Source organism: Corynebacterium sp. HMSC072D12 (genome assembly GCF_001813925.1).
In the GTDB taxonomy this organism is placed as follows: domain Bacteria; phylum Actinomycetota; class Actinomycetes; order Mycobacteriales; family Mycobacteriaceae; genus Corynebacterium; species Corynebacterium aurimucosum.
The window spans coordinates 1-10,207 of record NZ_KV814393.1 but is presented as its reverse complement, the minus strand read 5'-3'; the positions used below and the strand labels follow the sequence as shown (position 1 = coordinate 10,207).

Annotated in this window: 7 protein-coding genes; 4 read left to right on the top strand and 3 right to left on the bottom strand. The window is 61.3% G+C overall.

Going from position 1 to position 10,207, the window contains the following annotated elements:
- Positions 1-115 precede the first annotated feature (115 nt).
- A complete protein-coding gene (locus HMPREF2943_RS04790; RefSeq protein ID WP_246817269.1) occupies positions 116-3,406 on the bottom strand; it encodes an ExeM/NucH family extracellular endonuclease in 3,291 nt (1,096 codons plus the stop codon).
- A 230-nt stretch (positions 3,407-3,636) separates the two neighbouring features.
- On the opposite strand from HMPREF2943_RS04790, the gene purS reads away from it, so the two are divergent.
- Genes purS through purL form a run of 3 tightly spaced genes read left to right on the top strand, consistent with a single transcriptional unit; the run spans position 3,637 to position 6,855 of the window.
- Positions 3,637-3,867 carry a phosphoribosylformylglycinamidine synthase subunit PurS gene (gene purS / locus HMPREF2943_RS04785; protein ID WP_039676532.1) on the top strand — a complete coding sequence of 77 codons (231 nt, stop codon included), beginning with the start codon at positions 3,637-3,639 and terminating at the stop codon, positions 3,865-3,867.
- Positions 3,867-4,529 carry a phosphoribosylformylglycinamidine synthase subunit PurQ gene (purQ, locus tag HMPREF2943_RS04780; protein ID WP_070710946.1) on the top strand — a complete coding sequence of 221 codons (663 nt, stop codon included), beginning with the start codon at positions 3,867-3,869 and terminating at the stop codon, positions 4,527-4,529. The genes purS and purQ overlap by 1 nt, the downstream gene beginning before the upstream one ends.
- 28 nt (positions 4,530-4,557) lie before the next feature.
- The gene (gene purL / locus HMPREF2943_RS04775) at positions 4,558-6,855 is read left to right on the top strand and encodes a phosphoribosylformylglycinamidine synthase subunit PurL (protein WP_070710945.1); all 2,298 of its coding nucleotides are present in this window, start codon (positions 4,558-4,560) and stop codon (positions 6,853-6,855) included.
- A gap of 75 nt (positions 6,856-6,930) precedes the next feature.
- Here purL and HMPREF2943_RS04770 read toward each other — a convergent pair whose 3' ends face one another.
- Positions 6,931-7,890, bottom strand: a complete 960-nt coding sequence (locus HMPREF2943_RS04770; RefSeq protein WP_070645627.1) for an Abi family protein — start codon at positions 7,888-7,890, stop codon at positions 6,931-6,933.
- Between the two features lie 297 nt (positions 7,891-8,187).
- Positions 8,188-9,225, bottom strand: coding sequence for an alpha/beta hydrolase (locus HMPREF2943_RS04765; protein WP_070710944.1), 1,038 nt, complete (start codon positions 9,223-9,225; stop codon positions 8,188-8,190).
- A gap of 290 nt (positions 9,226-9,515) precedes the next feature.
- On the opposite strand from HMPREF2943_RS04765, the gene HMPREF2943_RS04760 reads away from it, so the two are divergent.
- Entirely contained in the window at positions 9,516-10,169 is a 654-nt protein-coding gene (locus HMPREF2943_RS04760; protein ID WP_236659413.1) for a PAQR family membrane homeostasis protein TrhA, read from the top strand.
- Positions 10,170-10,207: the final 38 nt, after the last annotated feature.

Sequence of the window (10,207 nt, the reverse complement as noted above, 5' to 3'; positions counted from 1 at the left end):
ACCCCGCAACCGGAGGAAGAAAATTCCTGGTTAGAGGGGTAATCGGGCTGGTAGGAGAAAAGCCCCTCAGATGAGGGGCTTAACGAGACTGAATAAATACGCTCAGCAGAGTGCTTTATTTAGACCCGGTCGGGACGCAGGCCGCGCCGATGATGCCAAGCGCAGCCAGCAGGCCGAGACCACCGGCAGCGTACTGAGCTTCGCGCGGGATGTTGCGGGCCATCGACTCAATCTGCTTCCGGACCGGCTCGAAGCCCGGGATGTTGAACTGTGTATTGGCAAACCCAAGGAAGGCCAGCGGGATGGCAAGGGCTGCGGGGATGGCGAGACCGAGGGCAGTCGGCAGGCAGCGCTCGCCAGTAGAAGAACCGGTTTGGCTGGCGGGCTTGCTGTCTACCTTGATGGTTTCGGAGGTGCCGTCGGTGTACTTCACAACAAGGTTGCCCGCGGCGTCGGTGGTCACGGACTTGATGCCGCGGCCTTCCTTGCCATCGGTGCCGTGCTTGCCGTCTTCTCCATCTTCGCCGTCGCGACCTGGGGCGCCGTTACTGCCATCGTGGCCCGGCTCGCCTTGGTCACCCTTCGGCCCGGCAAGAGCACCGAGGTTGTCGGTTGTGCCGTCGGTGTAGGTGACGATGACCTCGCCCTTGTCGTTCGTGGTCGCGGATTCGATACCGCGGCCGTCCTTGCCATCAGCGCCGTCTTTACCGTTTGAGCCGTCCTCACCGTCGGTACCATCCTGGCCATCAACGCCGTCAGCACCGTCTTTACCTGGCTTGCCATCGGCACCGACGACCTTGCCGGCGTTTTCAGTGGTGCCGTCGGTATAGGTGATGATGAGGTGACCGTTGTCATCAACGGTGACGGACTTGATGCCGCGGGCTTCCTCCGACGGGCCTGGGTCCTCCGCCGAGTCCGGTTCCTCTGCAGGGCCGCAGTCCTTGAGCTCGTCCGCAGAGCGCTTCACCGTCGCAAGGTTAAAGCCCACCTTGACCGGGTCGTGGTCGGAGGAGCGGTAGGGGTTATCAGCCTCAAAGACATCGCCGCCGGTGTAGTTGCGGCGGGAGTATTCCATGGCGATGGGCTCGTCAGAGTTGATGTTCCAGGTCTGCGCGGCCTGCGCGTCGACGTGCTCGTTGGCCAGGATGTGGTCCAGGGAACCGAGGCGGCCGGAGAACTGGTAGGAGGCCACGTCCTGCCAGTCCTCCTGCGCATTGAGTTCTTCCACCGGGATGGTGTAGCCGGCGTTGCGGAAGACGGAGATGGCATCTTCCTTGGAGTAGGCGTTCAGGTCACCCATGACGAAGGTGGCCTTCTTCTGCCACTGCGGCTGCTTGGCCAGCCCATCGAGGACGGCCTGGGCGTGGGCGTTGCGCACGTTCGGGTTGTTGCCCTGGCCGTCGCCGGTATCCGCATCACCGTTCGCCACAGAGCCCTTGGACTTGAAATGGTTGGTCACCACCACGAAGGAATCGGGGCCCTCAGGAGCGCACTTATCAGCAACCGGCTTGAACTCCGCAGCGAGCGGGGTGCGGGCGGTACCCTTGAAACGCTCGTCCTCCAGCAAGGTGGCCTCACCTACTGGCTGGACGCGGTCCTTCTTGTAGATGATCGCGGTGCGGATGACGTCTGTATCGGCTGACGCGTTCGCCGGGGCCTTGACGTAATCCCACTTTTCAGACCCCGCACGGGAGTTGAGCTCACCCACGAGGTACTTCACAGCATCGTCGTAGGAACCGCCCACGGTGTTGGCGGCGTTCTCAATCTCCGACAGGCCGATAACATCGGCGTCGAGTCCCTCCAGCGCGGTGAGGATCTTGCCCTTCTGGTCGTTGAACGCGGACTCGGACCACGCGCCGCGGAAGGTGGGGCTGTCAGAACCCACGCCGTTGCCAAAGCGGTCATTGTAGGATTTCGCGCCGTTGTCTTCGCCCAGGTTGATGAAGAAGTTGAGCACGTTGAACGCCGCCACGGTGTAGTCGCCGGCCACCTGCGGGGCCTCCGGACGGGCCGGGTCCCACGTAATCGGCAGGTCTGCGGTGGTAGAGTCACCGGTAATCATCGTGGTGGGCTGGAAGCGCCACTGCTCGTGGCCGTAACCCAGGATTACTCCGGAGTCCGCGAACTTCACCTGGTTGGTGGTGCGGATCGTCTTGATCTCCGAGCCGTTGTGCATGATGTACGGTAGCTTCGTCGACGCGCCATCGCGGGTGAAGTCACGGGTGGAGCCGTCATCCAAGATGACGTACTTCGCCGCGTTAGAGGCTTCCATGTCCTTTTGCTCCTGGGTGCCAGGGGAGACAATATCGGTGGGCTGGCGCAGCGCCTCGGTGCCCGGTGCTAGACCGAGCTCGCCGTAGCGGTTGAGGCCGTAGTTATCGGTCACGGTGTGCACGCCAGGCTTGAGAAGCATGGACTCGAGCTTCTCTCGCTCCTCATCTCCCTCGGGTAGGGCATCGATGGCGAGCGGGGTGACGAGATCGAGTGCGGTGTCGAGGACGGAGCCTTGGGCAAGGGCGATTTGGGTCTGCCCGTAGTACTCATCAACGGTGCCGGTGACCTCGACGGATTCTCCAATCTCCGGGTAGAAGCCGGTGCCACCGGTGTAGACGAAGATGGCCTCCGAGGCTTTCTTCGGTGCGGTCTGGCCCGTGCCCGGGGTCTGGATGGTGAAGCCGTTGAGGGACTTTTCACCTTTCCACACCGCGGTCACCACGCCTTGGGTGGTGACGTTCTGGCCGTTGAGCGGGGACTCCGCGCCGGTGCCCTGGATTTCCGGGATGGTGACGGATGTGCCCGGTTCGGCCGGTGTGGGGTCCTCCGGCGCGGTGGCGCCACCGCCAGCAGACTTCGGCGTCGGCGCTGTAGCGCTGAAGTCAGCAACGTTGTCGTCGGTGTCGGTGCCCTCGGCGTCGCGTTGCGCAGAGGTGGAGTTGTTCAAGGCCTGGGCAGGGGAGCCCTCGCTGAGCGACGCCTCCCCGTACCCCACGAGGTCTACCTCGGCCCCGGAGGCGTCGTAAAGCTTCACCGAGCCCTTGGAGCCGGACAGATTCAGGTTCCCCTCTGCATCAGGAGCAGGAAGCGGCTCACCGGTGCCGCCACCACCTTCCTGGATGAGGAAGTGGCCCGCGGCCGGGAGGGAACCGGACAGCTCGTGCTTTCCGCCAGAGTTGCCGGAGGCGGACAGGTACTCCACGGACCAGCCAGTGAGGTCGAGGTCAGCTGAGGTGGGGTTATAAAGCTCGATGAAATCGTGGTTAAACGCGGCACCCTTGTTGCCGCCGCCACCGTAGACCTCGGAGATGACGGCGTTGGAGCCGTCCACAGAGGCGCTGGCCTGGGGGACAACAATGCAGGTAGAGACAAGGGCGGCGATGGCGAGTGAGCCAATGCGTTTGAAATGCATGAGAGGTTCCTTGGATAGGTGAGAAAAGGGCAGCGCATCTCGTTCTACCTGGGTTTCGGGGCACGTGATACCGGAGCGCAGAGGGTGAGCTGGGGGTTAAGGTGGGATTCCCCAAGAATTCTTCAACCGTTTGGTTTGAATTCATCACCCCCAAAGATTCCGAATCTTTCATGCCGGCGGGATAGACTGGCGGGGCACCTATACTCACGCACAGTAAGGCAAAAATTTTCATGGCTCGTGTAGTTGTCAATGTCATGCCCAAGGCCGAGATTTTGGACCCGCAAGGTCAGGCCGTTGTTCGCGCGCTGGGTCGCCTGGGGGTTGCTGGTGTCAGCGACGTGCGCCAGGGCAAGCGCTTTGAAATTGAAGTTGATGATTCGGTCAGCGCCGAGGAACTCGAGAAGGTGGCTTCCACCTTGCTGGCCAACACCGTGATCGAGGATTACGAGGTCATCCAGTAATGAAGATCGGCGTTATTACCTTCCCTGGCACGCTTGACGACGTCGACGCGGCCCGCGCCGCCCGCACCGCCGGCGCCGACGTCGTGTCCCTGTGGCATGCGGATGAAGACCTGCGAGGAGTGGACGCCGTCGTTGTACCCGGTGGCTTTTCCTACGGTGACTACCTGCGCTCCGGCGCTATTTCGGCGCTGGCCCCGGTGATGCGCGCGGTGGTGGAAGCAGCGAATAAGGGCATGCCGGTGCTCGGCATCTGCAACGGCTTCCAGATTTTGACGGAGACCGGCCTGCTGCCCGGCGCCCTGACTCGCAACCAGGGCCTGCACTTCCACTGCGTGGATACCTACCTCGAGGTGGAGAACGCACAGACCTCCTGGACCAGCGAGTTTGAGCAGGGCCAGCGCATCCTGATTCCAGCGAAGCACGGCGAGGGCCGCTTCCAGGCGGATGCGGAGACCGTGGAACGCTTGGAGGGCGAAGGCCGCGTGGTCTTCCGTTATACCGATAACTTCAACGGCTCCATCAACGGCATCGCCGGCATCACCAATGAGGCCGGCAACGTGGTGGGGCTGATGCCGCACCCAGAGCACGCCATCGATCTTCTCACCGGCCCGTCCACCGACGGTCTGGGTTTGTTTGTGTCCGCCCTCAAGGTCGTCGCTTAACCCGCGCCGACGGTTATAAGGAGAAACAATGACCGTACACAACGACACCGTCGAGCAAGCAGCCGCGCAGCCTGAGCTGGAGCAGCCCTACCGCGAGTTGGGCCTGAAGGATGACGAGTACGCGCACATCCGCGAGATCCTGGGCCGCCGCCCGACCGATGCCGAGCTGACCATGTACTCGGTGATGTGGTCGGAGCACTGTTCTTATAAGTCCTCCAAGACGCACCTGCGCTACTTCGGTGAGACCATGACTGAGGAGATGGGCTCCAAGATCCTCGCCGGCATCGGTGAGAACGCCGGCGTGGTGGATATCGGAGACGGCAACGCGGTGACCTTCCGCGTGGAAAGCCACAACCACCCCTCCTACGTGGAGCCGCACCAGGGTGCAGCCACCGGCGTGGGCGGCATTGTCCGCGACATCATGGCGATGGGCGCTCGCCCGATTGCCGTGATGGATCAGCTGCGCTTCGGCCCGGCTGATGCCCCCGACACCAAGCGCGTTTTGCCTGGCGTGGTTGGCGGTATTTCGCACTACGGCAACTGCTTGGGCCTGCCTAACATTGGCGGCGAAACCGTTTTTGATGAGTCTTATGCTGGCAACCCGCTGGTTAACGCGCTGTGCGTGGGAACGCTGAAGGTGAAGGACCTGAAATTGGCCTTCGCCTCCGGTACTGGAAACAAGGTCATGCTCTTCGGCTCGCGCACCGGCCTCGATGGCATCGGTGGCGTGTCCGTGTTGGCTTCTGACACCTTCGAGGACGGCGCGGAGCGCAAGCTGCCGGCCGTTCAGGTGGGCGACCCGTTCGCGGAGAAGGTCCTCATCGAGTGCTGCCTGGAGCTGTACAAGTCCGGCATCGTCGTGGGCATCCAGGACTTGGGCGGCGCGGGCCTGGCGTGCGCCACCTCCGAGCTGGCCGCCGCCGGTGATGGCGGCATGGAGATCAACCTGGACAACGTCCCGCTGCGTGCCAAGGACATGACCGCCGCAGAGATCCTCGCCTCCGAGTCCCAGGAGCGCATGTGTGCTGTGGTGACCCCGGAGAACGTGGAAAAGTTCAAGGAGATCTGCGCGCATTGGGACGTCACCTGCGCCGAGATTGGTGAGGTCACCACCGGTAAGCACCTCATCATTCGCCATCAAGGCGAGGTCGTTGTGGATGCCCCAGCCGGCACCATCGCGGACGAGGCCCCGGTCTACGACCGCCCCTACGCCCGCCCGGAGTGGCAGGATGCGCTGCAGGAGTTCAAGGGCGTCGAGAAGCAGGACCTCACCGTGGCGCTGAAGAAGCTCGTGGCCTCCCCGGCGCTGTGCTCCCGTGATTTCATCACCGAGCAGTATGACCGCTACGTGCGCGGCAACACCGTGCAGTCCCATCACGCGAACGCTGGTGTGCTGCGCATCGACGAGGAGACCGGCCGCGGTATCGCGGTATCGGCTGATGCTTCTGGGCGCTACACCAAGCTGGATCCGAACATGGGCACACGCCTGGCGTTGGCGGAGGCCTACCGCAACGTCGCTGTGACCGGTGCCCGTCCGGTCGCCATCACCAACTGCCTCAACTACGGCTCCCCGGAGAACCCGGACGTAATGTGGCAGTTCCGCGAGTCCGTGCACGGGCTTGCCGACGGCGCCGTGGAACTCGGCATCCCCGTCTCCGGTGGCAACGTCTCCTTCTACAACCAAACCGGCGAGGAGCCGATCTTGCCGACGCCCGTCGTAGGCGTCCTGGGTGTCATCGACGACGTCCACACGTCCATCGGCAACGAGCTTGGACGCGTAGAGGAGCCGGAGGTCCTTGTTCTGCTGGGTGAGACCAAGGATGAGTTCGGTGGTTCCATCTGGCAGCAGGTAAGCGCTCGTGAACAAGGTCACGAGTCAGAGAAGGGACTCAATGGCCTGCCGCCACAGGTGGACCTGGCCAACGAGCAGTGTCTCGCGGACTTCTTCGTGGGCAACGAAGGCCTGACCGCTGCACACGACATCTCCGAAGGTGGCCTCGCCGTCACCGCATTCGAGATGGCCAAGCGCAGCGGCGTGGGCCTGAGCCTGGATCTGTCTAAGGTCCACGAGGACGCCTTCGTGGCAGCCTTCTCTGAGTCCGCCTCCCGAGTGCTGGTAGCAACGACCGCTGAACGCGTCGACATGCTGCTGCAGCGCGCCGAGGAGTGCGGCGTTCCGGCCGTCGTCGTCGGCCAGACCACCGACAACGGTGAGCTGGAGCTGGGCGGCGAGTCCGTTGCTGTTTCCGAGTTGCGCGAAGCTTGGGCGGCGACCCTGCCGGACCTCTTCGGTCACGCCGTCGGCGCGAACTCCGTCGTGGAGTAAAACGCGCAGTTCCGCTCAGCAGCGTTGACGCTGCATCAGCCCGGCTTCGGCCGGGCTTTTCCTTTTCCGAGTCATTTAAATTGTTTCTTCATCCCAGTTGCCATGAATACCGATACTGGCTTTTTCGACAAGAGGATTGGTGAGGAAGTGTCCATTTAACAAGGCCACTACTTTTTCAGGCCACGTGGTTCCAGGAGACACAGTCCGCAGTAAATGCGCCATGATTATCAAAGCGCCGAATAACTTCTCACTTTGATTCTCTGGAAGGATGTGTAGGTTTCCATTGTTCCGGATAACCTCAGTTGGAGCCGGAGCAAATGAACGATTCCACAGCCTTCCATGGTGGGCACATGTATTCCGAATGACAGTTAGCTGCTCGAGCCAACTCGCCAGCGGATGTTTCTTCGTAAGTCTTTGCTTCTGATTCCTATTCAAACTAGAGAAGTTGATCTTTATATTCAGCGCTTCCGAAATTGACCGTTGATCGTTGGATCCTAAGCCTGCATAGAGCTTTGAAATGTCCGAAAAATCGAGCACTTCAGCCACAACCCACATGGGATACTGTCCACCGTATTCATCAATGTAGTGCTTCACGGCGTCGCTCTTCTTCGCTCTCGCAAGCCGACCGTACGCTGTACTCAGCCACGACACGTGGTCAAAGTTTGGCCGAAAGTCGTCTGAACGGAGATAGAAAGTAGGATCATTGGGGTGTCGAGTACACAGTAGCTCGACGAGCTTGGTGCGCATCGCAACCTCGATTCGCTCCATACCATCATGAATCAGGGTACGGAGTTTCCGATCGGCTTCATATAAGGAGACGACGTCGGCAAAGTCAGTACCATCGACGAAGCTGCTAATTCGGCTAGTTCCGTCTTCAGTGAACTGTCTAGCCGGATACCAATAGGCGGAAAGCCGGTAGTAGCTGACGTGTGAAAACCATTGTTCAGCTAAAGCTCTGTCGATCTTCATGCCGCGGCTTTGCAGGCGAAGAATGTGTTCGCCAATGGTCGCTGCTGGCTTGAGCGTAGAAGACATGAAAAGCCAATCTAGAGGTGGGATGTGTTGCCACGATGACAGTGTTGGCGAGACTGCGCAAATAGAGATCCAGCCCACTCCGTGTTTCCGAAGGGAACCGGGCGGGCTGAACTATTAACCAAAATTTTACCGCAGAATCTTGACATGCGTCAATCCCTTTTTTCGGGCAAACGTGAACCTTGAAGATCTAGTTGTTTAGCTGAGGGTTAGTGGAATCAAATCCTGCAGTGGGTATATTTCGTGGTCGTGGTGATGAAGGGGGCTTGCGTCTGCAGTGAAGCGACAACCAGTCAAAACTTAGGCGCCGATAGTGCGGGCGATGGTCTGGTCCCAACTCAGCTTCATCTGGTGGGAGAAGAGGTTGAAGGTGTGCGAACCCTGGGGGCTGAAGTAGCGGTTCACGCGCACCCCGGCGTTGCGGGCGTTGCGGGTGAATTCCTCCGAGCACTGGTTGGCCACCATCTCTACCGCGCGGGGGCCCAGCCACTGGGCGGGGCTGTTGGTGCCATCGATGGGGCCCGGGGTGCCGGAGGCCGAGCCCACGAAGACCTCGACGTCGCGCAGGCGTCCGGGGTTGGCGTTGGGGTCGTGCTCGAACCACTGCGGGGAGCCTGGCAGGCCCCAGGCATTGAAGGAGGAGCCGCCGCCGTAGGCAATCATCGCGGTGGAGGTAGGGAAACCAATCGCACCGGAGCGTACCGGGCAGCCGGAGTAGGAGGCTGCGGCTTTGTAGCGCTGTGGGGCGTGGCCGGCGATGTCGAGTGCGGCGCCGCCAGTAGAAGAAATGCCGCCGATGGCATCGCGGCCGGTGCCGTGGAATTCGGCGTCGATCAGCGGGGGCAACTCAGCGGTCATGTAGGTGTTCCACTTGTTGACCCCCAGGATGGGATCCTCGGCATTCCAATCGGTGTAGAGAGAGTAGGCACCGCCGAGCGGCATTACGACGTTGACGTTCTTGCCCACGGCCCAGTGGCGGATATCGGAGTGCGTCATCCAGTTCATGCCGGCCTGGCCGCCCTCCACGCCGGGCAGCAGGTAGAAGGAGGGGCGCGGCTTATCGCCCTCAGGGAGCAGGACGTTATTAGAAATCACCGCATGATTGGCCGGGGACCAGACGTCCACCACCCAGTGGTTGCCGCCCATGTGGCGCTTAGAGGTAATGAAGGCCTTGTCACCGAGCCAGGGCTGCGGGTTGGTCACGCGCGAGGAAACCTCGCCGATGGTGCTGGACTGTGCAGAGGCGGAGCCGACGCCTGCCGACGCCGCTCCCAGCGCCACCATGGTAGCTGCGAACAGCGCCGCGGTGCGGCGAGAGCGTGAGACAAAGGAAAGCATAATGTGGGTAGTTTACGTGGCCAGTGCCCTCGTGCTGCAAATATTGGAAGAAAAACTGGAGGAAACTTTCGCTCCACCCTTGTCTGCCGCAATGCTCGGCCGTATAGTTACGGATACGTAAGTTTTGGGAGTGAATGCGTTATGCGCACGACCCGCATCTCAGGCAAGGCAAGGCCCCCACTATGAACGCACCCAGTGCTCAGAAATCGTCCCCGCAAGAATTTCCAGTTGAATCAGGCTCTGTGCAGGAAAATAGCACGATAGAGCAGCTCATCCAGCGCACGTACTGGATGGCGGACCGCGGCCCGCGCCCATTAACGCGCGGCTGGGGTCACCTCTTTGCTGCGCTTGCGTCCCTGATCGCATCGACAGTGTTGATTACCTTTGCGTGGATGACGCTGCCGTGGTGGCAGGGGTTAGCAGTAACGGTGTATGGCGTCGGCGTGGTTGGCCTCTTTACAGTCTCGGCGCTGTACCACCGCTGGCCATGGGTATCGATGCGTGCTGTGCAGTGGTGGCGGCGTGCTGATCACGCGACGATTTCGGTGTTCATCGCGGCGACCTACACGCCGCTGTGTGCCATCGTGCTGGAGCCCACGCAGGCGCTATGGATGCTGACTGCTGCGTGGGTGGGCGCCACCATGGGGGTTGTCTTGAACTTGGTGTGGATTAATCATCCGCGGTGGCTGGACGTGGTGGTCTATCTCGTGCTGGGTTGGCTCATCCTGCCTCTGTTGCCGAATCTGTGGCACTCCGCAGGGCCGGCCGTGGTGTGGCTGCTTTTTGCGGGTGGCGTGGTCTATTCAGTGGGGGCGCTGATGTACGGCTTCAAGTGGCCGGGTCGCAACGCACGTTGGTATGGCTACCACGAGCACTTTCACACCGCGACGATTGCCGCGGCGGTGGTGCACATGGTAGCCATCTGGATGGTTGTCGCGGGCTAGCTTTAAAGGGGCCCTTCCGGTTTTAGAGTGCGTTGATT